Origin of the sequence: Mesorhizobium sp. C268A, assembly GCF_040324475.1 — a bacterium.
GTDB lineage: Bacteria > Pseudomonadota > Alphaproteobacteria > Rhizobiales > Rhizobiaceae > Mesorhizobium.
On sequence record NZ_JAMYVX010000001.1, the window covers coordinates 1,447,478 to 1,471,183 of the forward strand.

Sequence of the window (23,706 nt, forward strand, 5' to 3'; positions counted from 1 at the left end):
GGAGTTAGGGAAGGAAGTACGGGCTGGCTTATTGCCTAATCCCTACTGCCTAATCCCCGGCCTGTCTGTCCCCGGTGCCGCAGATAATGGTCGGCGATGGCGCAGGCAACCATGGCTTCGCCGATCGGCACGGCGCGGATGCCGACGCAGGGGTCGTGGCGGCCCTTGGTCATGACGTCGACGTCGTTGCCGTCCTTGTCGATGGATTTTCGCGGCGTCAGGATCGACGAGGTCGGCTTGACGGCGAAGCGGGCGACGATCGCCTGGCCGGTCGAGATGCCGCCCAGAATGCCGCCGGCATTGTTGGACAGGAAGACCGGCTTGCCGTCATTGCCGATGCGCATCTCGTCGGCATTCTGTTCGCCGGTGATGCGCGCGGCTTCGAAACCGTTGCCGATCTCGACGCCCTTGACGGCGTTGATCGACATCAGGCCGGACGCGATGTCCTGGTCGAGCTTGGCATAGATCGGCGCGCCAAGGCCGGCTGGCACGCCGTCGGCGATGATTTCAATAACCGCGCCCACCGAGGAGCCGGATTTGCGGATGCCGTCGAGATAGCTGGTGAAGACCGGAACCGAGGCCGGATCGGGGGTGAAGAACGGGTTTTCGGCGTCACCGATGAAATTCCAGTTCCAGTTGGCGCGGTCGATCGATTTTTCGCCCATCGAGACCAGCGCGCCGCGCACCACCATTCCGGGCACCACCTTGCGCGCCAAGGCGCCGGCCGCCACGCGAGCGGCGGTCTCGCGGGCCGAAGAACGGCCGCCGCCGCGATGGTCGCGCAGGCCGTATTTGACGTCATAGGTGTAGTCGGCGTGGCCGGGACGGTACTGGCGGGCGATCTCGCCATAGTCCTTGGAGCGCTGGTCGACATTCTCGATCAGCATCGAGACGGGCGTGCCGGTGGTGATCATCGACTCGCCGTCCTCGTCGAGGATGAAGCCGGACAGCACCTTCACCTCGTCCGGTTCGCGGCGCTGCGTCACAAAACGTGACTGGCCGGGGCGGCGCTTGTCGAGTTCGGCCTGAATTTCGGCCCGTGTGAAGCGGATGCCGGGCGGGCAGCCGTCGACGACACAGCCGAGCGACGGGCCATGGCTTTCGCCCCAGGTGGTGACGCGGAAGAGATGGCCGAACGTGTTGTGAGACATGAATTTTAGCCCTGCCCGGCAGCGGACCGGATCAAAGGTGCGTTCTATTGGCGTTTTCCACAGCGGTCAAACTGTGATCCGGCGGTTTTAGTTTTGACACATTCGGTTGGTTTCTGCTCTCTTCCATCCGCCCGTTGAAAGCTCGCCGCCATCCGTGCAGGCGCAATGACAAAGAGGACGACGATGCGTACCCTGATTGGCGCTGCTGCCGCCATGTTGCTGATTTCCACCGCCGCCTATGCCGGCCAGACCGAAGGCCTGATCAAGAAGGTCGACAAGGACGCACTGACGCTGACGCTGGAGGACGGCAAGTCCTTCAAGCTCAACGCCGAGACCGATCTCGATTCGCTGAAGCCGGGCATGGATGTCGTGATTGCCTATGACGTGACGAATGGCGAGAACGTCGTCACCGACATGGAACTGCCCGACACCGAATAAGACCGACGCCGAACAGGGTCTTGCCGCTCGGCGGAGCCCTGCACGGATAAACAGGACAGTCGTCCTGTTTATCTGCTCGAACCTAAAGCCAATCCAGACGCCCGTCCTGCAGCCTGAGCACCCGGTCCTGCCGCACTTCCAGGTTTGCCGCTTCGTGTTCGGAAACACCCTTGACCATCCGAAACAGGGTCCGCACGACGCCACCATGCGTGACGCAGACCGTCTGGTGGTCGAGCGCGTCGAACCACGGCTTCACCCGTTCGAGCAGCATCTGGTAGCTTTCGGCGCCCTCGCCCGGCGGCTGGAAATTCCATTTGTTGCGTCGTCGCGCCTTCGCCGAGCCCGGCATCCGCGCATCGAGTTCGGCATAGGTAAAGCCCTGCCAGTCGCCAAAGTGCACCTCGACCAGACGCGGGTCGGTGCGGTAGCCATCGGGATCGAGCTGCATCGCCAAGCGCAGCCGCTGCATCGTCTCGCGCGTCCGCTTCATCGGGCTGGCGACAAAGTCGAAATCCTCAGGGTTCTGGATCAGTTCGGCCAGCCGCCGTCCATTGCGGGTCGCCTGCTCGCGGCCGAGCGCGTTGAGATCGGTGTCGGCCTGGCCCTGCAGCCGCGACTCGGCATTCCACTGCGTCTGGCCATGGCGCACGATGTAGACGAGCGGAACCATCAGGTCTTCCGGAAATCAGGACAGGCGGGCGGAAACCGCGGCAGAACTATTCCTTGACGGTCGAAATATCCGGCGCGTCGACCGCCTTCATGCCGACGACGTGATAGCCGGAATCGACATGGTGCACCTCGCCGGTGACGCCACGCGACAGGTCCGACAGGAAATAGACGGCGGAATCGCCGACTTCTTCCTGGGTGACGGTCTGCTTCAGCGGCGAATTGTATTCGTTCCACTTGAGGATGTAGCGGAAGTCGCCGATGCCCGAAGCAGCCAAGGTCTTGATCGGCCCGGCCGAGATGGCGTTGACGCGGATCTTCTTGCCGCCGAGGTCGACGGCGAGATAGCGCACGCTGGCTTCGAGCGCGGCCTTGGCGACACCCATGACGTTGTAATGCGGCATGACCTTTTCGGCGCCGTAATATGTCAGCGTCAGCAGCGAGCCGCCGTCGGTCATCAGCGCTTCGGCGCGCTTGGCGATGGTGGTGAAGGAATAGACCGAAATGTCCATGGTGCGCAGGAAATTGTCGCGCGTCGTCTCGACATAGCGTCCGGTCAGCTCGTCCTTGTCGGAAAAGGCGATGGCATGGACGAGGAAGTCGAGCTTGCCGCCCCAATGCCTGGCGACATTGGCAAACACCTCGTCGAGGCTCGCCGGATCAGTGACATCGCAATGACCGGCGACAAAGGCGCCCAATTCCGCAGCCAGCGGCTCGACGCGCTTCTTGAACGCCTCGCCCTGATAGGTCAGCGCGATCTCGGCGCCATGGTCGACGCAGGCCTTGGCGATGCCGTAGGCAATCGATCTGTTGTTGGCGACGCCCAGTATAAGGCCGCGCTTGCCGGCCATAAGGCCCTGTCCACCCGCCATGTCAGCGCTCTCCGAAAGATTTTCTGCTTTGGAGTGCCTATCGCACAGGCAGAAAGGCGCATCAAGCGCAGACGGGGCGCGCGTTCAATTCAGACACTCGGCGTGACAACGAATGGGGGATAATAACGTTGTTGTGAGATTTGAACGCCTCACTGCGGCCAGCGCGCCTTGATGGCCCAGGCCCGGCCGACCAGCCGAATCGGCTGGTCGGCAACGCATCGGCCCTATCCAGCCATTTTGCGCCAGGGAATAAGCATTCCCACCTGCTTGCGGTAGAGGCGGTACTGGTCACCGAACATCGCGACGAGATCGCGTTCCTCGAGGAAGATGCCGAGCAGGATGTAGCCGGTGCTACCCGCCGCGAACAGAAGATGGCCCCATGTCATGGACGGCGTCGCCCAGAAGGCCAGGAGAAAGCCGACATAGAGCGGGTGCCGGACCCATTTGTAGAACAGCGGCGTCCTGAACACGGGCGGCGCCGGTTCGCTCTTGCGCAAAGCCGCGAGAACCTGGCGCAGGCCGAACAGTTCGAAATGGTTGATCAGAAAGGTGCTGGTCAACAATACCGCCCAGCCGAGCCAGAACACGCCATGGATGACGGCGACCCAGACCGGGTTCTCGACCGTCCAGACGAGACCGGGGATGGGCCGCCATTGCCAGTAGAGCAGCAGCAGGATGAGGCTGGCCAAAAGCACATAGGTGCTGCGTTCGGCCGCGTGCGGGACAATCCGTGTCCACCAGCGCTTGAAAACCGGCCGCGCCATGATGCTGTGCTGGGCGGCGAAAAGGCCGAGCAGCAGCGCATTGACGATGACGGCTTCGACCGGACTTCCAGCGACGCCGGAATCGATGGATTTCGGCACGACCAGGTTGCCGACGAAACCGACCGCATAGAGAAACGAACCGAGAAAAATCAGGTATGCGGCAACGCCGTAGATAAGGGTTATTACGCCCGCCATGACTGCCCCTCCATGCAAGCATCAGGATTCGGTCGGTCGACCGAATTCAGCGTCAAAAACCATAAATTTTCTAGCGAGTCAACTTGATCGGTCGCTCGACCGAGATAGAGTGGAGGGACGTCCAGCCCCGGACAGGAGAAGCTATGATCCGCCCAGATTGCACCGCTAACAGCGGCAGCCACGCCGCATGACGGACGCTGCCGAAGCCGTTACCCCGCCGCAGAACAAGCAAAAGCGCGACACGCGCGCCGAACTGATTTCGGCCGCCGAGTTATGCCTCCATCGAGGCGGTTATGCCGATCTGTCGACGCGCCGCGTTGCCGAGATCGCCGGCGTTCCGCTCAGCCAGATCCATTACCATTTCGGCTCCAAGGAACGGCTGTTCCTGGCCCTGCTGGACCATCTAAACGAGGGCCTGCTGAAGCGCCAGGCGGAGACCTTTGCGGCACCGATGCCGCTGTGGCAACGCTGGGAGCGCGCTTGCGATTTCCTCGACGATGATCTGGCGTCCGGCTATGTCCGGATCCTGCACGAGATGATCGCGGCAAGCCTGTCGAGCCCCGAGATCGCCAAGGCGGTGCGCCGCGACCTGCGCGGCTGGTTCGAACTGCTGGACGGACTGGCGCAAGAGGCGGAGCGTCGGTTCGGCGGCCTCGGGCCATTCTCCGCCGCCGAAGTAACCAGCCTGGTCAGCGCCGCATTCCTCGGCAGCGAGACGATGATCCTGCTTGAGATCGAGAGCCCGCATGTCCCGGTGCGGCAGGCGTTGCGCCGCTTCGGCGAAACCATCCGGCGGATGGAGGAAGCAGCGCCCGGCAGCTAGCCAGCCAAGTCGGGCCGCGTCAGCCTTTGCGGCTGCGCATCAGCGCTTCGAGTTCGCTGTCGCCGCCTTCCGGCAGCATGATGCGGACATGGGCGTAGAGATCGCCATGGCCACCCGCCTTTTCCGGCAAGCCCCTGCCCTTCAGGCGCAGCACCTTATCGGAGCTCGACCAAGCCGGAATGTTGACCGCCAGCCTGCCGGTCGGCGTGTCGACCGGCACCTTGGCGCCCAGCACCGCGTCGGCCAACGCTACCTCCAGATCGGCATGCAGGTCACGGCCCTCGATGCGGTAGCGCGGGTGCCTGCGGATACGGATCTTGACCAGCGCATCGCCCGGCTGTCCCGGCCCCTGCTCGCCCTGGCCCTTCAGCCGGATGGTCTGTCCGTCCTCGACATAGACCGGCAGCTTGACCGCAATCTTGCGGCCGTCGGGAAACATCGCCGTCACCTTTTCGGCGGTCGCTATCTCCTCGATGGTGACGTCGAGCGTGACGTTCAGATCGGCGGCGGTCGCCTGCTGGCGGCGGTCGCCTGTTCCGGCGCCGCGCGCGCCGGAAAAGGCGTCGCCGAAGATCTGGCTGAAAATGTCGCTGTTGCCGTCGAACGGATCGCCGCCCGGACGCCCCGATCGGAATTCGAAGCGCGAGCCGCCGGCGCCCTGCTGGCGGCGGAAGCCACCGAACGGATCGCCGCCGCCGGCTGCGCCCTCGAAGCCCTGGAATTTCGGCTTGCCGTCGGCGTCGATCTCGCCGCGGTCGAAGGCCGCACGGTTCTTCTCGTCGCCGACGACCTCATAGGCCTGATTGGCGGCGGCAAAACGGTCCTTGGCCTTGGGATCATTCGGATTCTGGTCCGGATGATACTTCTTGGCGAGCTTGCGGTAAGCCGATTTTATGTCCTTGGCCGATGCGTTCTTGGCAACGCCCAGCACCTCATAGGGGTCGCGCATGCGTCCTGCCCTGGAAAATGAGTTAAATCCACGTTGGCCCTTATATGCGCTCCCATAGGAAGAAATTCCAGTGGCGCGCAGGCTTATCGAGGGTTGAAATTGCGATGCCCGCAAACCTCGAAAATCAGAGCGGTTTGAAGTCCTGCATGTGCCAGCCGCCGGCCGCGGCGATGCACAATTGCCCCTTGAACAAAGCGACGCCGTCGAAGCTTTCGCGCGAGGCGGTAAAGCTGCGGCAGGCCTGGCCGTTGTCCTGCACTTCGGCGAGTTCGGTGATGGAGCCCCGCGAGCCGGTGTCGGCATTCGCCCACGGCACGGCCTGGCCGCGAAGCTCCTCGATGTCGGCCGAAGACACCGCATTGCCGATCGTGGTCTGGTCGGAAGCGCTGTCGGCGTCCGTCGATGTCACCCTCGCCGGCGCGCTTGAGGTGACGATGGAACGGTCGACCTCGGCCTTTTCCAGGCTGAAGCCGCCGGCGCCGCAGGCGGCAAGCGGCAGTGCGATAATCACGATCACGGCTTTCGAACTGGCCGAAGCGATAACGCTCCATTGCCCGCTGTCAAAAGCTTGCGCGATACGCGACAATCGGCAACCTCCTGAAGCTCGAGACAATTTGAGAAAAACTATGAGTGACACTGAGTTAACAAGTAGTGACTTTACCGAAGCCGCCGAGCCGTTCCGGCTCTTTGCTGAGTGGCTGGAGGACGCCAAGAAAAGCGAAATCAACGACGCCAACGGCGTAGCACTTGCAACCGTCGATGCCGACGGCATGCCGGATGTGCGGATGGTGCTGCTCAAGGGTTTCGATGAAAGCGGCTTTGTCTTCTACACGAATTTCGAGAGCGCCAAGGGCCGCGAGATTCTTGGCAGCATGAAGGCGGCGATGTGCTTCCACTGGAAATCGCTGCGCCGCCAGGTGCGCATACGCGGTCCGGTGGAGATCGTCAGCGACGCTGAAGCCGACGCCTATTACGCGACGCGGCCGCGCGGCAGCCGGATCGGCGCATGGGCTTCGAAACAGTCGCGGCCGCTGGAAAGCCGCTTTGCCCTGGAGAAGGCGGTGGCCGAATACACGGCGCGCTACCCTATCGGCGAAATCCCGCGGCCCAAGCACTGGTCGGGCTTCCGCATCGTGCCGCAGGCGATCGAGTTCTGGCACGACCGGCCATTCCGGCTGCACGATCGGCTGGTCTTTTCGCGCAACGCCGAAGGCGGCTGGGACAAGACACGGCTTTATCCCTGAGGAGAGGTTCAGGCCTTCTTGCGCGTCATGAAGGCCGTCAACGCGGCGCGCGCTTCGTCGGACTTCAGCCGCTCGGAGAAATGCTCGCTCTCCACCTTGATGCGGGCGACAAGCTCGTGGCGCGGGGCGCGCATCAGGTCACGCGCGATCTTCAGCGCCTGCGGCGGCTTGGCGGCGATCTCGCCGGCCGCTGCGAGTACCGCGGCTTCTAGCCCGTCCTCCTCGACCACTTCATAGATCAGGCCGGCGGCCTTGGCGCGCTCGGCGGAAAAACCTTCGCCGAGCCCAAGCAGGGCGAAGGCGCCCTGCTTGCCGAGGATGAGCGGCGCCAGCAGGCTGGAGCCCGCCTCCGGCACCAGGCCGAGGTCGACGAAGGGTGTGCGGAACACCGTGCGCGGCGTGGCGAAAGTCAGGTCGCAATGCAAATTGAGCGTGGTGCCGATGCCGACCGCAATGCCGTCGACGCCGGAGACCATCGGCTTCTCCGTTTTGGCCAGCGCCATCAGGAAGTCCCAGACCTCGTTGCCGCCCTCACCGCCGGTGGCGATGACCAGGAAATCGGCGAGATCGTTGCCGGAAGAGAAGGCGCCTGAAACACCGAGGAAGACATGGACGCGAACCGCCGGATCGGCATCGCCATCGGCCAGCGCCTTGGACATTGTCGCGTACATGGTGCGCGTCAGTGCGTTCTTCTTGTCGGGACGGTTCATGCGGATGATCTGGATGGCGCCCTGGCGCTCGACGAGAATATGGTCTGTCACGGTCATTCTTCCCTGGTGAGCGCTCTGGTATTCAGGCCGTTATCAGCGCCTTGCCGGCGGTAGCGAGGCTCTCGGCGCCATCGATGACGCGTTCCTTCAAGGCGCTGACTTCGCCGAGCAGGTTTTCGGCGAAAAAGCGGCAAAGGGCGATGCGGCTCTGCTGGGCAAGTCCGCCACGCGCCAGATAAGCGCCGCCGGCAGCAAGCGAGATCAGCCTGAGATAGGGGGTCGCACCGGCTTGCGCTTCGTCCAGACGGCCGTCGGCCAGCAGCTTCTGCAGGAAGCGCGTCGCCTCGGTGAGATCGTCGAACGCCTGGTCAAGCGCTTCGGCGGTGCGGCCGAAGCCCTGCAGGCTCGAGGTCCGCACCTCGTCGGCGATGGCCTTCAATTCGGCGATATAGCCATGCACATGCTCGCCGCCGGCAAGCGGCAATTTGCGGACTACAAGGTCGATCGCCTGGATGCCGTTGGTGCCTTCATAGATCGGCGCGATGCGAGCGTCGCGATAGAGCGCGGCCGCGCCCGTCTCCTCGATGAAGCCCGTGCCGCCGTGGACCTGGACACCCAGCGACGCAACGTCGACGCCTATATCGGTGGAAAAGGCCTTGGCCAGCGGCGTCAGGAGATTGGCGCGGTCGCGCCAATGCGCGGCCTGATCGCCGGGCGAGACTCGCGCGAGGTCGATGGCATGGGCGCAGGAATACGAGATGGCGCGGGCGATCTGGGTCAAAGCCTTCATGGTCAAGAGATTGCGCTGCACGTCGGGGTGATGGACGATCGGCGCCATCCCGGCGCCTGAAAAGTCCGATGCCTTGCCCTGGCGGCGCTCATTGGCATAGGCGATCGCCTTCTGCGTCGCGGCTTCGGCCACTGCCACGCCCTGCATGCCGACGCAAAGCCTCGCGTTGTTCATCATGGTGAACATGCAGGCGAGCCCCTTGTTCTCCTCGCCGATCAGCCAACCGATGGCGCCGGGCGCAGCACCCTGGAACCCGTCGCCATAGATCATGGTGCAGGTCGGCGAGGCATGGATGCCGAGCTTGTGCTCGAGGCCCGAACAGAAGACGTCGTTGCGGGCGCCGAGCGAGCCGTCATCATTGACCAGGAATTTCGGCACAAAAAACAACGAAATGCCGCGCGTGCCGGCCGGCGCATCGGGCAGCCGCGCCAGCACCAGATGGACGATGTTGTCGGTGAAATCGTGCTCGCCATAGGTGATGAAGATCTTCTGGCCGAAGATGCGGTAGGTGCCGTCGCCGGCAGGCTCGGCGCGGGTGCGCAGAGCGGCGAGATCGGAACCGGCCTGCGGCTCGGTCAGGTTCATCGTCCCCATCCATTCGCCGGAAACGAGCTTCGCCAGATACCTTGCTTTGAGCGCCTGGGAAGCATGCTTGTCGAGCGCCTCGACCGCGCCCATGGTCAGCGTCGGGCCGATGCCGAAGGCCATGGCGGCGGAGTTCCACATTTCGAGCGCGGCAACGCCGAGCATGGTCGGCAGGCCCTGGCCACCGAATTCTTCCGGTCCCGACAGCGCGTTCCAGCCGCCGTCGATCCAGCTGCGGTAAAGCGCCTTCCAACCGGGCGGCATGGTCACGGCTGCATCCTTCAGCACCGCACCGTGCTGGTCGCCGATCTTGTAGAGCGGCGCCACCTCCTCGCTGGCGAAGCGGCCGGCCTCGCCCAGGATGGCGTCGACAAGGTCTTCGCCGAGGTCCCCGAACGCGCCGCTGTCGAGTGCCGGCTTGAGCCCGGCGACATGCTTGAGCGTGAACGAAATGTCGTCGACCGGGGCCTTGTACATGCCGCTTCTCCTCCGCTGCTCCGATCGCTCGATCCTAGGACCCGGGCCGATGCAAAACCATCCGCCTCTGGGCGGCCTCCGACCTTCTTTTTACGTAAACGTCAAACTTTGTCACGCGGATTTTCATCGAACTTCGTCGTCCACAGGTGGAGCGGGAGCGTAGCGGACGCCGAGTACCATGTCGCGACCTCGCGCTAGGGGCGCAACGGTGCAGAATTCCGCGCCGTGGCAACGCTTCGAAGTCGCGGAATGCATACTATGGTCCGCGCCGCGTCGCTTCGCTCCTTGCTTCGCCATAGAATGACGAAATCGCGAGAGCGACAGGACTCCTGCCCGAAAGCACTTCCTTAACCATACCGGTCCACCATCGGTGTTTGGTCAGCGGGGATCCCCTGTTTGAAAACGCCGGCGCATCTTCTTCGCCGCTCAGCGATCGCTCTCGCGGCGATAATGGCGCTGACGTCAGCGGCTACAGCCTCGGACTTTTCCGAGCCTTGGCGGGATGGCGACCGCGCGCTGGTGGTCGACGCCTATGAATACAATTCCATCGACTGGGCGCAGCTTGCCACCGACAAGCGCATTGTCGGCTTCATCAACAAGGCCTCCGACGGGCTGCCGCCGCCCTATTTCTGCTACGGCGACGAGCCTGCGGTCAAACTCTGCAAGACATTGTGGAAACGCTTTGCGGTGACGCGCGAGCTGTTTCAGACGCGCAAGGTGGTGGCCAAGGCGCTCGGCCTGAAATGGGGCGCGTATCATCTTGCCCGCCCCGGCAATCCGCTCGAGCAGGCCAACAGTTTCATCGATTTCGCCGAGCCAGCCCCTGACGATCTGCTCGCCCTCGATCTCGAAGGCAACGACCCCTCGCAATGGATGTCGCTCGAGGATGCCGAGGAATTCGTGCGCCAGGTGCACCGGCGGCTCGGCCGTTTCCCGATCCTCTACACCAACGGCAAGACCGCCCAGTACATCGCCGACAACCGCTATCGATACCGTCTGCTGTCGCGGCTGCCGCTCTGGTATGCGCGCTACAAGCCCGACATCGACGTGCATTTTCCGATGGGCAACTGGCAGGGCTATGCGCTGTGGCAGTTCTCGGCGCAGGCCAATTGCGGGCGCCTGCGCTGCCCCTACCGCGTCGCCGGCACGCCCAACGACATCGACGTCAACGTCGCGCCGATGGACGCGGCGGCACTGCGCCAGCAATGGCCCTTCGGCGGCCTGATCGACGTGCCGCCCGACTACCTCGCCTCGATACCGGTGCCGGTGTCGCGCGCGGCCGGGCTCGCCGGCAAAGTCACCATCACATACGCCGATGTGGCGACGCCACCGACGGTCGAGGAGATGGTGGCGGTGCTCGGCGCGCGCTGGCAGACATTCCGCGCCGCCTTCCGCATGCCGGTGGTCAAGACGGTGCCGCGCCGCGCGCGCTTCGGCATTGCCGAGTATGTCGCCTGGAAGCGGACTGCGTATCGTTCGGAGGCTCTGCTCGAGGCCGCCTTCTCGCAGGCCGCCGACCCGGTCAGCACCGCTTCGACGGAACTCGTTCGCGAGCGCTGAGGCTCAGGTGGCGCTGGCTTTCTCCCGCGCCACCGCCTGCCAGCCTATGTCGCGGCGGCAGAAGCCTCGCGGCCAGTCGATGCGGTCGAGCGCGGCGTAGGCGCGGCTCTGCGCTTCGCCGACCGTCTTGCCTGACGCGGTGACGTTGAGCACGCGGCCGCCATTGGCGACCAGCGCGCCGCCATTGATGGCGGTGCCGGCGTGGAAAATCTCAACACCATCGCCGGCCGCCTCTTCCAGCCCGCGGATGACCGAGCCTTTTTCCGGCGTCCCGGGATAGCCCTGTGCCGCCATCACCACGGTCAGCGCGGCATCGTCGCGCCAGCGGATCGAACTGTGCGCCAACTGGCCGTCGACGGCGGCGTTGAGCAGCACCAGCAGATCGTCCTTCAGCCGCATCATCAGCACCTGACACTCGGGATCGCCGAAGCGGGTATTGTATTCGATCAGCTTCGGCCCCTTGTCGGTGATCATCAGCCCGGCAAACAGAATACCGGCGAACGGCGCGCCAAGCTCGGCCATGCCGCGCATGGTCGGCTCGACGATCTCGCGCATGGTGCGCTCGACAATTTCGGGGCTCATCACCGGCGCCGGCGAATAGGCGCCCATGCCGCCGGTGTTGGGGCCGGTATCGCCATCGCCGACGCGCTTGTGGTCCTGCGCGGTGCCAAAGGGAAGTGCGGTCGTGCCGTCGCACAGGCAGAAGAAACTCGCCTCCTCGCCGGTCATGAATTCCTCGACCACGACCTCAGCGCCGGCGTCACCGAATGCGCCGTCGAAACAAGCATCGAGGGCGGCGCGCGCCTCGTCCAGCGTCATGGCGATGGTGACGCCCTTGCCGGCAGCGAGCCCATCGGCCTTGATGACGATCGGCGCTCCCATCTTTTCGACGTAGGCCTTTGCCGCGGTCAGATCGGTGAAGCGGCCATAGGCAGCGGTCGGGATATCGTATTTGGCGCAGAGGTCCTTGGTAAAACCTTTCGAGCCTTCGAGCCTTGCGGCGCGCTTCGACGGTCCGAAGACGCGGATGCCTTCGCCGCGCAGGTCATCGGCAATGCCGGCGACCAGCGGGCCTTCCGGCCCGACGACGACGAGGTCGATCGCGTTGTCCTTGCAGAAGCTGGCAACAGCGGCATGGTCGGCGATGTCGAGCTTGACCAGTTCGGCCTCGTGGGCGATGCCCGGATTGCCGGGCGCGGCATAGAGCCTGGTCAAAAGCGGCGAGGCCGCGATCTTCCAGGCCAGGGCATGTTCGCGGCCGCCGGAGCCGATCAACAAAACGCGCATGCCGATGTCCCTTGTCATTTCACGACAGGGACTGCGCTATTGCCCCGGGCGGCGCGGGTCAAGAGTTTTACCTTGCGCCATACCGGTTGCGCACGGGAACGTCGCGCCGAGAGCACGGCGTCCCCGGCCGGTATCAGCTCTGGAAGACGACCGGGAACCAGTCCTCGCGCAGTTTCTGGCCGGGCTTCATGTCATGGCCGGGATAGGGCGGCGAGGTACGGCCGGGGCGCTCGACATAGCGCGCATCGTCGCCGACCCAGCGCAGCGACAGCGCCCGGCGACGCGCCGCGGTCGGATTGCCGCGCGCACCATGCGCGGTGCGGAAGTCGAACAGGATGGCGTCGCCCGGCTCCATCTCCCATTCGAGCACCTTCAGCGACGGGTCCTTGTCTGGATCCGGCACGGGGAGGTAGTCGCCCTCGCCGGCATAGAAATTGCTGTCATCGAGCCAGCGCACCGGCAGGATCATCTTGTCCCATTTGTGCGAGCCGGCGATCAGCCGCAGCGTCGCTTCCTTGACCGGATCGATCGGGATCCAGAAGCTGACGGTCTGGGTGCCATCGACGAAGTAATACGGGATGTCCTGGTGCCAGGGCGTCGGCTTTTGCGTGCCCGGTTCCTTGACCAGCACATGGTCGTGGAAGAACTGGGCGCTGCGCGACTGCATCGCCGCTGCCGCGAGTTCCGCGGCCGGGGAATTGCGCACCACGTCGACGAATTCGGGAATGCGCTCCCAGTTGCAGTAATCGTCGAAGAAGCTGCCCTTGCCGTTGGCGATGTCCGACGCCGCGGCGCTGCGGTTTTGCATGTTGCGCTCGATGCCGGCGGCGATGGTGCCGACCCAGTCCTTGAAGGCGCCGCGTATGCAGACCGCGCCGTCGCGCTGGTAGTCGGCAATCGCTGCGGCATCGATATGTCTGGCGGCCATGTCATGTCTCTCCTGTTTCGATGACCGACTATCGCGGCCGCCGCACATCGCGTAAAATAATAACTTCTCATCCCTCTTATAGCTTTACCCTATGAACCTGACCCTCACCCAGTTGCGCTACCTCGTCACTGTTGCCCGTCACGGCAGCGTCACCGTGGCCGCCCGGATGCTGAACGTCTCGCAGCCCTCGATCTCGGTGGCGATCGACAATGTCGAAGCGACGCTCGGCCAGAAACTGTTCGTGCGCCAGCGCGGCAGCGGCATCGCGCTGACCTCGTTCGGCCGCAGCGCGGTGGCGAAGGCAAAGCAGGTGCTGGCCGAAGCGGACGAACTGGTTGGGCTCGGGACGCGCGACGCCGATGTCGGGGGCGAACTTGTGCTCGGCTGTTTCGAGGATCTGGCGCCTTATTTCGCGCCGGCGCTGATCCGCGCTTTTTCGCAACGCTGCCCGGCGGTCACCGTGGTGGTCCGCGACGAGACCTTCGAGACGCTCGGCCGGCGGCTCGGCGATGCGGCAATCGATCTCGGCCTGACCTACGATCTCGGCCTGCCCTCGCACTTCGCCCGCATCCTGCTGCATGAGCTGCGGCCACACGCGCTTCTGCCGCAAGGCCACGCGCTGGCCAGCCAGGCCAGCGTCAGCCTGGCGGAGCTGGCGACCCATCCCTTGATCACCACCGACCAGCCGCACAGCTGGCAGCATATGCTGGACCTGTTCCTCAGCCGCGGCCTGTCGCCGGTCTCGCAATCGACGGCGAGTTCGTTCGAACTGCAGCGCAGCATGGTCGCCAACGGCTTCGGCGTCGCGGTGAGCTACACCAGGCCTTATGGCGACAGGAGTTATGACGGGCTGCCGCTGGTCTGCAAGCCGCTGTCCGATCCGCTGCCTATGCAGCGCATCATCCTCACCCATGACACAAGGCAAAGGCTGTCGAAGGCGGCGCTGGCCTTCACGGAGGTGGCGAAGGAATGGTTTGCCAGCCACGATATTTTCACCGCCTGAGCGACAATGCGGCCGCTTGACGGGGCACGCCGCTGCTGCCACTCCAGCACGATGGAAACCATCCAGTCGAAAGCCGCACAGGGCCGCGTCGCCGACGCGCCGAGCGGCCATTGGGTCTACAAGATATTGCCGCGCTGGCTGTGGCCTTACGCGCAGCTTGCGCGCTGGGACCGGCCGATCGGCTGGCAATTGCTGCTGTGGCCCTGCTGGTGGTCGGCAGCGCTTGCGGCCAGCGCCTATCCCCGCCCGGCAGACCCGTTGCTGACATTACTGCCGTCGCCGTGGTTCCTGTTCCTGTTCTTTGTCGGCGCCGTCGCCATGCGTGGCGCCGGCTGCACCTATAACGACATTGTCGACCAGGACATCGACAACAAGGTCGAGCGCACGCGCTCGCGGCCGCTGCCGGCCGGCAAGGTGACGCGCCGCCAAGCCTGGATATTCCTGGTCATCCAGGCGTTGCTGGGGCTGGTCGTGCTGTTGCAGTTCAACGACTTCGCCATTCCGCTCGGCATCGTCTCGCTGGTCATCGTTGCCGTCTATCCCTTCATGAAGCGCTTCACCAACTGGCCGCAATTGGTGCTCGGGCTCGCCTTCTCCTGGGGTGCGCTGATGGGCTGGGCGGTCGAGTTCGGCGATCTCGATGGCCCGGCCGTCATGCTCTATATCGGCTCGATCCTGTGGGTGATCGGCTACGACACCATCTATGCACATCAGGACAAGGAAGACGACGCCATCGTCGGCGTGCGCTCGACGGCGCGGCTGTTCGGCGACAACACCAAGACCTGGCTGGTCGGGCTTTATGGCGGCACGCTGGTCTGCTTCGCAATCGCCTTCGCCTCGGCGCAGGCGCCGGTGGTGGCGCTGGCCGGGCTGATCGCCGCCGGCGCCCATATGGCGCGGCAGATAGCGGTTCTGGATATCGACGATCCCGATCAATGCCTGCGGCTGTTCAAATCCAACAACCAGGTCGGCTGGTTGATCTTCATCGGCCTGATCGGCGGTGCGCTGTGGGTGGCGCTAAAGCCGCTGGTTTAATCTCCTTCTCCCCGTCACTACACGGGGAAAAGGTGGCGGCAGCCGGATGAGGGGCAGCGCCAATCTTTGCAGTTGAGGTGAGATGCACAGCGGCGATATTGCGAGAAATGCCTCGGTCAGCGCCGCCCCTCATCGCCCTGCCGGGCGTTGGTCACTCGAAAAGCCAAGCAATTGGCTTTTCGTCCGCTACGCGGACCGCTCCTCAACCCCCGTATAGTGACGGGGAGAAGAAGGCTGTCGTCGGCGGTTTCGCCAATCGCCGGTCAAGCTACTCTCTCGAAATAATCTCCTGGCCGTCGATCACCAGTCTCAGCCCGAGATTGCCGGCCCTGCGGCGGGCGAGGAAGCGCGGGCGGCGCGTGGTCGAGACCCGGCCCTTGCGGCGATCCTTGGCCGGCAGCGCCTTGATGGCGGCGCCGAGCGATTCCTCAAGCGTGCGGGCAATGCCGTCGGATTCGATCAGCAGCATCTGCAGCCGGTAAGCATCGGCCCAGGCGCGCCAGTCGGCGGCGACGTCGTCGAGATCGTCGGCCACCAGCAGCGGCACCGACAGCATCGGGTCGTTGTGCAGGAGTTCGAGGGTTACCGTGACATTGCCTTGCGCATCCTCCATCGCGCGGGCGGCGACGCCGCGAAACGCGTTGGCGGGCAGCGCGATGATCGCCGGCACGCCGCTCATCTCGAGCGTGCGGCGGATGACGGCGCCGCGCTGGTCGATGGTGAAGGTAACGTCGCCATAGTCGTCGCGCGTGGCATAGCTCACCACTTGCGGCAGGCGGAATGGGTCGAGGCGCATGTTGCGCCCGGCCCAGACGGGCTTCAATACACTGTTCATCTGCTGCCTTCCTGTGTTTCTCCTGAGAGCCGTTTTGCGGGTCTCTCCGGGCCGGTTTTCCCGGCCTCGTTGTGTGAAACATTAGCGCGAGCTTCTGCCGCCCGGCTTAAGAAAGTCAGTTAAATTTTGCTGATCTCAGGCGATGGTTATCGGAATGAGACCAGCCACAAAATGTTGAAAGGATCAGATAACCTTACCGGGATTCATGATGCCGGCCGGATCGAAGACGGCCTTCACCCGGCGCATCAGCTCGATCGCCATTGGCGGCGCGGTGGCGATCAGCTCGTCGCGCTTCAACTGGCCGATGCCGTGCTCGGCCGAGATCGAGCCGTGGAAGGAGCGCACGACATCGTGCACGGCATGGTTCATGGCGTGGTAGAGGCCGAGAAACGCTTCGTCGTCACCGCCCTCCGGCCGGGAGATGTTGTAGTGGAGATTGCCGTCGCCCATATGGCCGAAGCAGACCACGCGCGCCTGCGGACTGACCGAAGCCACTGCACCGGCCGCCTTTTCGATAAACGCCGGGATGGATGCCACCGGTACCGAAATATCATGCTTGATCGAAGCGCCTTCGGGCTTTTGCGAATCCGGCAGCACCTCGCGGAAGTTCCAGAACGCGTCGCCCTGCGCCAGGCTGGCCGCGATCACCGCGTCGCCGACGATGCCTTGCTGGAGGCCTGCCGACAGCACTTCTTCGATCAGCCCCCTGGCGTCCTCGGCCGAACGGCCCGACGACACCTGCATCAACACATACCATGGCCAATCCTGCGCCAGCGGCCGCGTGACGCCCTGCGCATGGCGCAGCGTGAAATCATAAGGGCGCTGGCCGATCAGTTCGAAGGCGGTGAGTGCGGCCCCTGCCCGGTCCATCGCCAAGCTGAACAGCGAAAGGGCTGCTTCCGGCGACGACAGGCCGGCAAAGGCGACTTCGCGCCCCTTGGGCTTGGGAAACAGCTTCAGCACCGCCGCGGTGATGATGCCGAGCGTGCCTTCGGCGCCGACGAACAGGTTCTTCAGATCGTAACCGGTGTTGTCCTTCTTCAGTTTGCGCAGATCGTCGAACACCTCGCCGGTCGGCAGCACGACTTCGACACCAAGGCAGAGTTCGCGCGCATTACCATAGGCAAGCACGCCGGTGCCGCCGGCATTGGACGAGAGATTGCCGCCGATCTGGCAGGAGCCCTGCGCGGCAAGCGACAGCGGAAACAGCCGGTCGGCGGCGTCGGCGGCTTCCTGCAGCGTCTGCAGGATGACGCCGGCTTCGACGGTCACCGTGTTCGAGAAGACGTCGATCTCGCGAATGCGGTTCAGCCGCGACAGCGACAGCACGATCTCGCGGCCGGAGGCATCCGGCACCTGGGCGCCGACCAGCCCGGTGTTGCCGCTTTGCGGCACGACCGGCGTTCCCGTCTCGCTCGCCAGCCGCATGATCCGGCTGACCTCGTCGACGCTGCCGGGACGCAGCACCAAGGCGGTCCTGCCGTGCCATAGGCCGCGCCGCTCGGTCAGATACGGCGCAATATCGGCCTGGTCGCGCAGCGCATATTTGTCGCCGACGATTGCCGCGAAGCGGGCGATGAGAGCGGGATCGAGGTCGAAGGGGGAGTCGTTCATGGGCGCAAACTATGGCGCTCAATCGAGCTTGTCACGGGGGGCAGCGGCACGAAACAGCCGATCGTTGATCGCCTCGCCGAGCCCGTCGAACGGGATCGGCTCGACGGCGATCGTCGCCGCACCGCTGCGGTCGAGTTCCTGCAAATACGCGAACAGATTGCTTGCGGCTTCGCGCAAATCGCCTGACGCAGACAGGTTGCGCAAGGCGGCCGCCGCTTGCCAGCCTTCGGCGCGGTCGCCACCAAAGGCCAGCAAGGCCTCGCCTTCAGCCACACTCTGTGCATCGAGCCGCACCGATGCGCGCGGCGCATAATGCGACGCCAGCATGCCGGGCGCCTCGATGCCGGCTGTCGCGCCGCGCTGCAGCTTAATGCCGGTGACGGCCTCGATATCGGCGGCAGCGATGCCGCCTGGCCTCAGCAGCCGCACGCTGTTGCCTTCGACCTTGACGATGGTCGATTCCAGCCCGACCGGGGTGGCGCCGCCATCGACCACCAGCCGGATTTTGGCGCCGAGATCGGCCGCCACGGCTTGCGCTGTCGTGGCGCTTATCTTGCCCGAAGAGTTCGCGCTGGGCGCGGCCAGCGGCCGGCCGAGCCTGGCGATCAGCTCGCCGCCGAAGCCCCTCGGCATGCGCAGCGCGATCGTATCGAGCCCGGCGGTGACCAGCGGATGGATGCCGTTGCCGGGTCGGAGCGGCAGCACCAGCGTCAGCGGCCCCGGCCAGAACGCCTCGGCCAGCCGCTTCGAAAGCGGGTCGAAGATCGCAATGCGCTCGGCCATCGCGAGATCGGCGACATGGGCGATCAGCGGGTTGAAGCGCGGCCGGCCCTTGGCTTCGAAAATGCGGGCGACGCCGACGCCATTGGTCGCGTCGCTGGCCAGTCCATAGACGGTCTCCGTCGGGATGGCGACGACGTCACCGCCCTCGAGCAGCGCCAACGCCTGCTCCATCGCTTCGCCGACGGATAGTATCTCAGCCACTCGCTTCACCTCACAGGCACCCCCTAAATCGCGTCGCGCTGAACCGATTCATGCGACGCGCTTTAGGTCTTTGTTTTGATGCATGTCGTTCTCTCAAAACCGGGGCCACTTTTGAGCGACATGCATTAGAGCGGTTCAGCGGTTCGCTGAAACGCTCTAAGTATTTGTTTTTGCGCAATTCCGGACGGAAAACCGCTACTCACTTTTCCTGGAATTGCTCTAATACGGCAGTGGTTTTCGGGCAAGCCGGCGTTGGCGAATTATCAATGCCTAAAATGCTATGTTTCCCTGCAAGCCGGCATCAATCCACTGGGGTTAGGCTACTTGGGTTAGGGCTGGCGGCTTGTTGGGCAAGGGGACGGTTTCGATGTCGATGCGTGTGCTTGGAGCGCTTGGTTTCACCCTGGCGGCGATGACCGGTGGGGCGCACGCCTCGTCGATCGTCTTTCTCGGCGTCTCGACCTCGACGCCATCGGTCATCAAGGTTGGCGGATCCGGACCGGTCAGGATCGCCTCGTCGCCATCGATCGTCGCACTCGGCGATGCCCAGCCCGATGTGACTTATGAAAAGGTCGCGGCGATCCCCGAAAAGCCTAGGCACGGCCAGGACCCGATGATCATTCGCGGCGGCGTCGTCGGCGGCGCCTTCGCCGCGCCGGCTCCGGCCAGGGCGAGCGCCGCGGCGCCGGCAACTGAGCCGACAGCAGAGACCGCACCAGCCGGAACTGCAACGGCATCGAACGGCAAGCCCGAGTCGCAACCGGCAGCGCCGCAGCCGGCAACAACACCGCAGCAGCCGATCGAGGGCGTCGGCAAAGCCGAGTAGGCCATTCAGCCAAAACAGTCGGCCAAGACAGTCGGCCGATCCATGCCGCTTGACGCCGATCGACGCCCCGGCGCACCATCGGCTTGGCGGCGGCGGCCCCAATTTCGCCAATCGGGTTTGGCATGAGCGCGCCGGGTTCTAGGAGAGCGAGGGGTTATCATGAACATGACGAAATCTTTGACTATTGCCGGCCTGTTGCTGGCGTCACCTATAGGTGTCGGCGGCGCGCAGGCCGGTGACGAGCTAGGGTCCTACGTCGCGCGCATTTCCGATCGCGACCACCATGCCAGCGACGGCTATGAGCTGAGCAGCGCAGCACAGATGGTGCGGCAGGACCGCGCCAACTGGCACAAGTTCCACCGACGCGATGCCGACGACCAGGGCGATGACTGGTTCCGCAGCAACGATGATCGCGCGTATCTGGAACGCATGCTGAAGCGCGGTGGCGCGATGAGCTCCTCGACACGGAACGCCATCGTCAATGGCGAGCCGCTGATCCAGGTCGACGTCTATTCAGACAGCGTGCATGTCAGCATTTTGGAGGACTGACGGAGTCAGCCTCGGGAGGACTGAAAACAAGACGGGCGGCGTGTGAACGCCGCCCGTGTTCGGGCTTGTCCGTCCCTTAGCCAGCTATTCTGGAAAAATCCGCGACCTGATCGGTGGCCGTGCGGATGCGAGCGAGCAGCGCCAGGCGGTTGGCGCGCACGGCCTGGTCCTCATCATTCACGAGAACGCGTTCAAAGAATGAATCAACCGGTTCACGCAACACGCTAAGGGCCAGCATGGCGGCGGAAAAGTCTTCGTTTTGAATCGCTTCGCCGGCTTCTCTCTCCGCCTGATTCACCGCTGCAAACAGCGATTTCTCGGCCTCCTCGCGAAACAGCGCCGGCTCAACAGTCTCGGCGACGAGCGTTTTCTTCTTCTCCTCGGCGGCCAGAATGTTGGCCGCGCGCTTGGTGCCGGCGAGCAGGTTCTTGCCATTCTCGGTGTCGAGGAAGGAGCCCAACGCTTCGACGCGGCGGACGATCTGCAGGAGGTCGTCCGACTGCGGAGTGATCACCGCGTCGATGAGATCATGGCGGGCGCCCTGGTCGCGGAGATAGACCTTCAGGCGATCGTGGAAGAAGGCGAGGAGGTCGGAGCGATAAATCTGCTCCGCCCTCACTTCCAGCGTTGAAGCAGCATTCTTATCGAGATAGTTCGCCCACTCGTAAGCGCTCCCAAAGATGGGTGTCAGCGCCAACCGGATACGATTCTCAATCAATATTCTAACCACGCCCAACGCCGCCCGGCGCAGCGCATAGGGGTCTTTTGATCCCGTCGGCTTTTCATCTATTGCCCAGAAGCCGACCAGCGTATCGATTTTGTCGGCCAGCGCGACGGCAATCGACACCGGATTGGTCGGCACGCTATCCGACGGACCTTGCGGTTTGTAGTGTTCCTCGATCGCCGCGGCCACGGACGGATGCTCGCCCTGCAGCAGCGCGTATTTGCGCCCCATGGCGCCTTGCAGTTCCGGAAACTCGCCCACTGCTTCGGTCGTAAGATCGGCCTTGGCGAGCACCGACGCACGCCCGGCGAGCGCGGTAATCTCCCCCCTTGAGGGGGAGATGTCGCCGAAGGCGACAGAGGGGGTCGTCTCGCGTGGAGCGCCAACTCCCTCTTTCTTCGAGAGACCGGGCGGCGTCGCGGCAGCCGAAGCGACCCCCTCTGGCCTGCCGGCCATCTCCCCCTCAAGGGGGGAGATCGACTGCGCCACTGTTGGCGCCAGCTCCTGCGCCAGCCGCTTGATCCGCTCCACCCGATCGCCTTGCGTACCGAGCTTGGTGTGAAAGGTGACATTGAGATGGTCGAGGCGGGCCATGCGCTGGTCGAGCGGCTTTTTCAGATCGAGGCCGAACTTTTTCGCCGATGCCTCGAGCTCTCCCAGATCGGGCAGATCGCCCTGGTCGGTCTTCCAGAAATACAGCGCATCCGACAGGCGGGCGCGCACCACCTTTCCGTTGCCGTGCGCGATCTCCTTGCCGCCGTCTTTCGCCTCGATGTTGGCGGTGAGGATGAAGCGGTTGGAAAGGTTTTCGCCGTCGCCTTGCGGACGGGTGACAAAGCATTTCTGGTTGGCACGGATGGTCAGCCGGACCACCTCGGGCGGAATGGCGAGAAAGGCCTGCTCGTATTCGCCCATCAGCACCACCGGCCATTCGACCAGGCCCGACACTTCTTCCAACAACCCTTCGTCCTCGACCAGATCGAGCCCGTTGGCGAAGGCGAGGTTGCGGGCGTCGGCAAGGATGATCTCCTTGCGGCGGTCGCCATCGAGCACGACCTTGGCCGCTTCCAGCTTGGTCACGTAATCGTCGAAGCGGCGCACGGTAATTTCCCCCGGCGCCATGAAACGATGGCCGTAGGTGATATTGCCCGAGCGGATGCCATCGATCTCGAAATCGACCACCACCGGCTCCTCGGTCTCCGGGCCGAAGGTGCACAGAATCGTCTGCAGCGGCCGCACCCAGCGCAGCGAACCGGGCTTGGCTGAAGCCGGCCCCAGCGCATCGATGTCGGCCAGGGGAAGCCGCGAATGATGGCCGGCACCAGTTCGGCGATGATTTCTTCCGCCGCCCTGCCCGGCTTCGAAATATGGGCGACGTAGAAATCGCCCTTCTTCGGATCGGAATGAACATGCGCCTCGGCAACCGAGGCAAGGCCTGCCTTGCGCAGAAAACCCTGCACCGCCTGTTCCGGCGCCGTCGTCGACGGCCCCTTGATCTCCTCGTGGATATCCTTCGAGCGCGCGGTCAGGCCCCTGACATCGAGCGCCAGGCGCCGCGGCGTCCAGTATTCGCGCGCGGCGTCATAGGTCAGACCCGCCTCGACCAGACCGTCGGTCAGCATCTTCCTGAGATCGCCCGCCGCCTTGCGCTGCATGCGGGCGGGGATTTCCTCGGAGCGGAGTTCCAGCAACAAATCCGGCATCAGAGTTTCTCCACCCGCATGCCTTCTCCCTGATTGCGCGTCCTCGCGCCTCCGGCGCTGCGGTTGCGCGGCCGGGCGGGGATTTCCTCGGAGCGAAGTTCCAGCAAAAGAACAGGCATCAGAGTTTCTCCACCCGCATGCCTTCTCCCTGATTGCGCGTCCTCGCGCCTCCGGCGCTGCGGTTGCGCGGCCGGGCGGGGATTTCCTCGGAGCGAAGTTCTAGCAAAAGATCAGGCATCAGAGTTTCTCCACCCGCATGCCTTCTTCCTGATTGCGCGTCCTCGCGCCTCCGGCGCTGCGGACGCGCGGCTGGGCGGGGATTTCCTCGGAGCGAAGTTCTAAGAGCAGGTCTGGCATGGTTAAGCTCCCACCCTCCCCTTGATGGGGAGGGTCGGCGCGTAGCGCCGGGGTGGGGTGGCGACCTCTCAGCCGCCGATACCTTCGGCACCATCGCGCAAACGCAGGTGTGATTTTCGTTCTTCCACCGCCGCATAGATCGTATCGAGCACGGAATCCAGTTCGTTTTTGATTTCATGGTTCCAGAAGCGAATGACGCGGTAGCCTTGGCTCTCGAACCATTTCGTTCGACGCTCGTCATGGCGCAGCTGGTCATCGAAGCTGTGATGGGCACCGTCCACCTCAATGATCAGCTTCAGCCGGTGGGAGATGAAATCAGGGAAGTAAACGCCTACCGACGCCTGCCTGCGAAAATGAGTGCCTTCTACTGGAATGCGCCACAGATGCCGCCACAGGATGCGTTCCTCGTCGGTCATCGCCGCGCGAAGCCTTTGCGCAGACTGCAGCTTGAATCGATCGAGTTTTGGCATGGAACGTCGCGCTGTCACCCCCACCCGCCGCTTCGCGGCGACCTCCCCCATCTAGGGGGTGGTAAGAGGGCATGGCAACTCGGCTGACCGCTGTTTCCAGGAATTTTGACCCCCCCTGTCGGGCCGCAACCAGCCCGCCGGTCCTTTGATCAAAGATTTCCATGAAC

Annotated in this window: 23 protein-coding genes and 1 pseudogene; 8 read left to right on the top strand and 16 right to left on the bottom strand. The window is 64.1% G+C overall.

The window, feature by feature from the left end:
* Window positions 1-35: 35 nt before the first annotated feature.
* Window positions 36-1,151, bottom strand: a complete 1,116-nt coding sequence (aroC, locus tag NKL06_RS07255; RefSeq protein WP_023807497.1) for a chorismate synthase — start codon at window positions 1,149-1,151, stop codon at window positions 36-38.
* A 183-nt stretch (window positions 1,152-1,334) separates the two neighbouring features.
* Here aroC and NKL06_RS07260 point away from each other — a divergent pair, with 183 nt between their 5' ends.
* Window positions 1,335-1,589, top strand: coding sequence for a DUF1344 domain-containing protein (locus NKL06_RS07260; protein ID WP_023687135.1), 255 nt, complete (start codon window positions 1,335-1,337; stop codon window positions 1,587-1,589).
* A gap of 82 nt (window positions 1,590-1,671) precedes the next feature.
* Here NKL06_RS07260 and NKL06_RS07265 read toward each other — a convergent pair whose 3' ends face one another.
* From NKL06_RS07265 to mddA, 3 genes are all read right to left on the bottom strand, one after another.
* Window positions 1,672-2,259, bottom strand: a complete 588-nt coding sequence (locus NKL06_RS07265) for a histidine phosphatase family protein (protein ID WP_023692086.1) — start codon at window positions 2,257-2,259, stop codon at window positions 1,672-1,674.
* A 46-nt stretch (window positions 2,260-2,305) separates the two neighbouring features.
* Window positions 2,306-3,127: an enoyl-ACP reductase FabI gene (gene fabI / locus NKL06_RS07270; RefSeq protein ID WP_023692087.1), complete on the bottom strand. Its 822-nt coding sequence runs from the start codon at window positions 3,125-3,127 to the stop codon at window positions 2,306-2,308.
* 224 nt (window positions 3,128-3,351) lie between these two features.
* A complete protein-coding gene (mddA, locus tag NKL06_RS07275) occupies window positions 3,352-4,086 on the bottom strand; it encodes a methanethiol S-methyltransferase (protein WP_023692088.1) in 735 nt (244 codons plus the stop codon).
* Between the two features lie 187 nt (window positions 4,087-4,273).
* Here mddA and NKL06_RS07280 point away from each other — a divergent pair, with 187 nt between their 5' ends.
* Window positions 4,274-4,909: a TetR/AcrR family transcriptional regulator gene (locus tag NKL06_RS07280; protein WP_023692089.1), complete on the top strand. Its 636-nt coding sequence runs from the start codon at window positions 4,274-4,276 to the stop codon at window positions 4,907-4,909.
* Between the two features lie 19 nt (window positions 4,910-4,928).
* On the opposite strand, the gene NKL06_RS07285 is transcribed toward NKL06_RS07280, so the two are convergent.
* Window positions 4,929-5,858, bottom strand: a complete 930-nt coding sequence (locus NKL06_RS07285; RefSeq protein WP_023692090.1) for a DnaJ C-terminal domain-containing protein — start codon at window positions 5,856-5,858, stop codon at window positions 4,929-4,931.
* Window positions 5,859-5,982: 124 nt separating this feature from the next.
* Window positions 5,983-6,444 carry an RT0821/Lpp0805 family surface protein gene (locus NKL06_RS07290; RefSeq protein ID WP_023687129.1) on the bottom strand — a complete coding sequence of 154 codons (462 nt, stop codon included), beginning with the start codon at window positions 6,442-6,444 and terminating at the stop codon, window positions 5,983-5,985.
* Between the two features lie 28 nt (window positions 6,445-6,472).
* Between NKL06_RS07290 and pdxH the strand changes: the two genes are divergently transcribed.
* On the top strand, window positions 6,473-7,102 hold the full coding sequence (gene pdxH, locus NKL06_RS07295; RefSeq protein ID WP_081725434.1) for a pyridoxamine 5'-phosphate oxidase: 630 nt from the start codon (window positions 6,473-6,475) through the stop codon (window positions 7,100-7,102).
* Window positions 7,103-7,110: 8 nt separating this feature from the next.
* On the opposite strand, the gene NKL06_RS07300 is transcribed toward pdxH, so the two are convergent.
* Window positions 7,111-7,863, bottom strand: coding sequence for a crotonase/enoyl-CoA hydratase family protein (locus tag NKL06_RS07300; RefSeq protein ID WP_023692091.1), 753 nt, complete (start codon window positions 7,861-7,863; stop codon window positions 7,111-7,113).
* A 31-nt stretch (window positions 7,864-7,894) separates the two neighbouring features.
* Window positions 7,895-9,664, bottom strand: coding sequence for an acyl-CoA dehydrogenase family protein (locus NKL06_RS07305; RefSeq protein ID WP_352580093.1), 1,770 nt, complete (start codon window positions 9,662-9,664; stop codon window positions 7,895-7,897).
* A gap of 450 nt (window positions 9,665-10,114) precedes the next feature.
* Here NKL06_RS07305 and NKL06_RS07310 point away from each other — a divergent pair, with 450 nt between their 5' ends.
* Window positions 10,115-11,224 (top strand): glycoside hydrolase family 25 protein, encoded by a 1,110-nt coding sequence (locus NKL06_RS07310; protein ID WP_032998893.1) that lies wholly within the window; start codon window positions 10,115-10,117, stop codon window positions 11,222-11,224.
* Between the two features lie 3 nt (window positions 11,225-11,227).
* Here the strand turns inward: NKL06_RS07310 and purD are convergent, their stop codons facing one another.
* Both purD and NKL06_RS07320 read right to left on the bottom strand, forming a co-directional pair.
* Complete coding sequence (gene purD / locus NKL06_RS07315) at window positions 11,228-12,511, bottom strand: phosphoribosylamine--glycine ligase (protein ID WP_023692094.1); 1,284 nt, start codon at window positions 12,509-12,511, stop codon at window positions 11,228-11,230.
* Window positions 12,512-12,644: 133 nt separating this feature from the next.
* Window positions 12,645-13,439 (bottom strand): phytanoyl-CoA dioxygenase family protein, encoded by a 795-nt coding sequence (locus NKL06_RS07320; RefSeq protein WP_023692095.1) that lies wholly within the window; start codon window positions 13,437-13,439, stop codon window positions 12,645-12,647.
* A 91-nt stretch (window positions 13,440-13,530) separates the two neighbouring features.
* Between NKL06_RS07320 and NKL06_RS07325 the strand changes: the two genes are divergently transcribed.
* Window positions 13,531-14,442 (top strand): LysR family transcriptional regulator, encoded by a 912-nt coding sequence (locus NKL06_RS07325; RefSeq protein WP_023687123.1) that lies wholly within the window; start codon window positions 13,531-13,533, stop codon window positions 14,440-14,442.
* Window positions 14,443-14,493: 51 nt separating this feature from the next.
* Window positions 14,494-15,477, top strand: coding sequence for a 4-hydroxybenzoate octaprenyltransferase (gene ubiA, locus NKL06_RS07330; protein ID WP_023692096.1), 984 nt, complete (start codon window positions 14,494-14,496; stop codon window positions 15,475-15,477).
* A 268-nt stretch (window positions 15,478-15,745) separates the two neighbouring features.
* Here the strand turns inward: ubiA and NKL06_RS07335 are convergent, their stop codons facing one another.
* The 3 genes from NKL06_RS07335 to NKL06_RS07345 all read right to left on the bottom strand — a co-directional run bounded on the left by NKL06_RS07335 (window position 15,746) and on the right by NKL06_RS07345 (window position 18,910).
* A complete protein-coding gene (locus tag NKL06_RS07335; protein ID WP_023668457.1) occupies window positions 15,746-16,312 on the bottom strand; it encodes a DUF6101 family protein in 567 nt (188 codons plus the stop codon).
* A gap of 183 nt (window positions 16,313-16,495) precedes the next feature.
* Window positions 16,496-17,926, bottom strand: a complete 1,431-nt coding sequence (locus NKL06_RS07340) for an FAD-binding oxidoreductase (protein WP_023692097.1) — start codon at window positions 17,924-17,926, stop codon at window positions 16,496-16,498.
* Window positions 17,927-17,944: 18 nt separating this feature from the next.
* Window positions 17,945-18,910, bottom strand: a complete 966-nt coding sequence (locus NKL06_RS07345) for an L-threonylcarbamoyladenylate synthase (protein ID WP_023692098.1) — start codon at window positions 18,908-18,910, stop codon at window positions 17,945-17,947.
* 367 nt (window positions 18,911-19,277) lie between these two features.
* Between NKL06_RS07345 and NKL06_RS07350 the strand changes: the two genes are divergently transcribed.
* Both NKL06_RS07350 and NKL06_RS07355 read left to right on the top strand, forming a co-directional pair.
* A complete protein-coding gene (locus NKL06_RS07350; RefSeq protein WP_023692099.1) occupies window positions 19,278-19,736 on the top strand; it encodes a hypothetical protein in 459 nt (152 codons plus the stop codon).
* 165 nt (window positions 19,737-19,901) lie between these two features.
* Entirely contained in the window at window positions 19,902-20,285 is a 384-nt protein-coding gene (locus NKL06_RS07355; RefSeq protein WP_081732299.1) for a hypothetical protein, read from the top strand.
* A 76-nt stretch (window positions 20,286-20,361) separates the two neighbouring features.
* Here NKL06_RS07355 and glyS read toward each other — a convergent pair whose 3' ends face one another.
* The 3 genes and pseudogenes from glyS to NKL06_RS07370 all read right to left on the bottom strand — a co-directional run bounded on the left by glyS (window position 20,362) and on the right by NKL06_RS07370 (window position 23,539).
* Complete coding sequence (gene glyS, locus NKL06_RS07360; RefSeq protein WP_352580096.1) at window positions 20,362-22,248, bottom strand: glycine--tRNA ligase subunit beta; 1,887 nt, start codon at window positions 22,246-22,248, stop codon at window positions 20,362-20,364.
* An 83-nt stretch (window positions 22,249-22,331) separates the two neighbouring features.
* A pseudogene (locus NKL06_RS07365) lies at window positions 22,332-22,712 on the bottom strand (glycine--tRNA ligase subunit beta); the annotation flags it as partial.
* 425 nt (window positions 22,713-23,137) lie between these two features.
* A complete protein-coding gene (locus NKL06_RS07370; RefSeq protein ID WP_023692101.1) occupies window positions 23,138-23,539 on the bottom strand; it encodes an endonuclease domain-containing protein in 402 nt (133 codons plus the stop codon).
* Window positions 23,540-23,706: the final 167 nt, after the last annotated feature.

Excerpts from the sequence above, each read along its gene's own strand:
- NKL06_RS07350 (WP_023692099.1), top strand. The coding sequence starts at position 19,278 with ATGTCGATGCGTGTGCTTGGAGCGCTTGGTTTCACCCTGGCGGCGATG.
- NKL06_RS07320 (WP_023692095.1), bottom strand. The coding sequence starts at position 13,439 with ATGGCCGCCAGACATATCGATGCCGCAGCGATTGCCGACTACCAGCGC.
- NKL06_RS07325 (WP_023687123.1), top strand. The coding sequence starts at position 13,531 with ATGAACCTGACCCTCACCCAGTTGCGCTACCTCGTCACTGTTGCCCGT.
- NKL06_RS07355 (WP_081732299.1), top strand. The coding sequence starts at position 19,902 with ATGACGAAATCTTTGACTATTGCCGGCCTGTTGCTGGCGTCACCTATA.
- NKL06_RS07310 (WP_032998893.1), top strand. The coding sequence starts at position 10,115 with ATGGCGCTGACGTCAGCGGCTACAGCCTCGGACTTTTCCGAGCCTTGG.
- NKL06_RS07340 (WP_023692097.1), bottom strand. The coding sequence starts at position 17,926 with ATGAACGACTCCCCCTTCGACCTCGATCCCGCTCTCATCGCCCGCTTC.
- aroC (WP_023807497.1), bottom strand. The coding sequence starts at position 1,151 with ATGTCTCACAACACGTTCGGCCATCTCTTCCGCGTCACCACCTGGGGC.
- NKL06_RS07260 (WP_023687135.1), top strand. The coding sequence starts at position 1,335 with ATGCGTACCCTGATTGGCGCTGCTGCCGCCATGTTGCTGATTTCCACC.
- NKL06_RS07305 (WP_352580093.1), bottom strand. The coding sequence starts at position 9,664 with ATGTACAAGGCCCCGGTCGACGACATTTCGTTCACGCTCAAGCATGTC.
- NKL06_RS07285 (WP_023692090.1), bottom strand. The coding sequence starts at position 5,858 with ATGCGCGACCCCTATGAGGTGCTGGGCGTTGCCAAGAACGCATCGGCC.
- purD (WP_023692094.1), bottom strand. The coding sequence starts at position 12,511 with ATGCGCGTTTTGTTGATCGGCTCCGGCGGCCGCGAACATGCCCTGGCC.
- NKL06_RS07370 (WP_023692101.1), bottom strand. The coding sequence starts at position 23,539 with ATGCCAAAACTCGATCGATTCAAGCTGCAGTCTGCGCAAAGGCTTCGC.
- NKL06_RS07335 (WP_023668457.1), bottom strand. The coding sequence starts at position 16,312 with ATGAACAGTGTATTGAAGCCCGTCTGGGCCGGGCGCAACATGCGCCTC.
- NKL06_RS07265 (WP_023692086.1), bottom strand. The coding sequence starts at position 2,259 with ATGGTTCCGCTCGTCTACATCGTGCGCCATGGCCAGACGCAGTGGAAT.
- ubiA (WP_023692096.1), top strand. The coding sequence starts at position 14,494 with ATGGAAACCATCCAGTCGAAAGCCGCACAGGGCCGCGTCGCCGACGCG.
- mddA (WP_023692088.1), bottom strand. The coding sequence starts at position 4,086 with ATGGCGGGCGTAATAACCCTTATCTACGGCGTTGCCGCATACCTGATT.
- fabI (WP_023692087.1), bottom strand. The coding sequence starts at position 3,127 with ATGGCGGGTGGACAGGGCCTTATGGCCGGCAAGCGCGGCCTTATACTG.
- NKL06_RS07280 (WP_023692089.1), top strand. The coding sequence starts at position 4,274 with ATGACGGACGCTGCCGAAGCCGTTACCCCGCCGCAGAACAAGCAAAAG.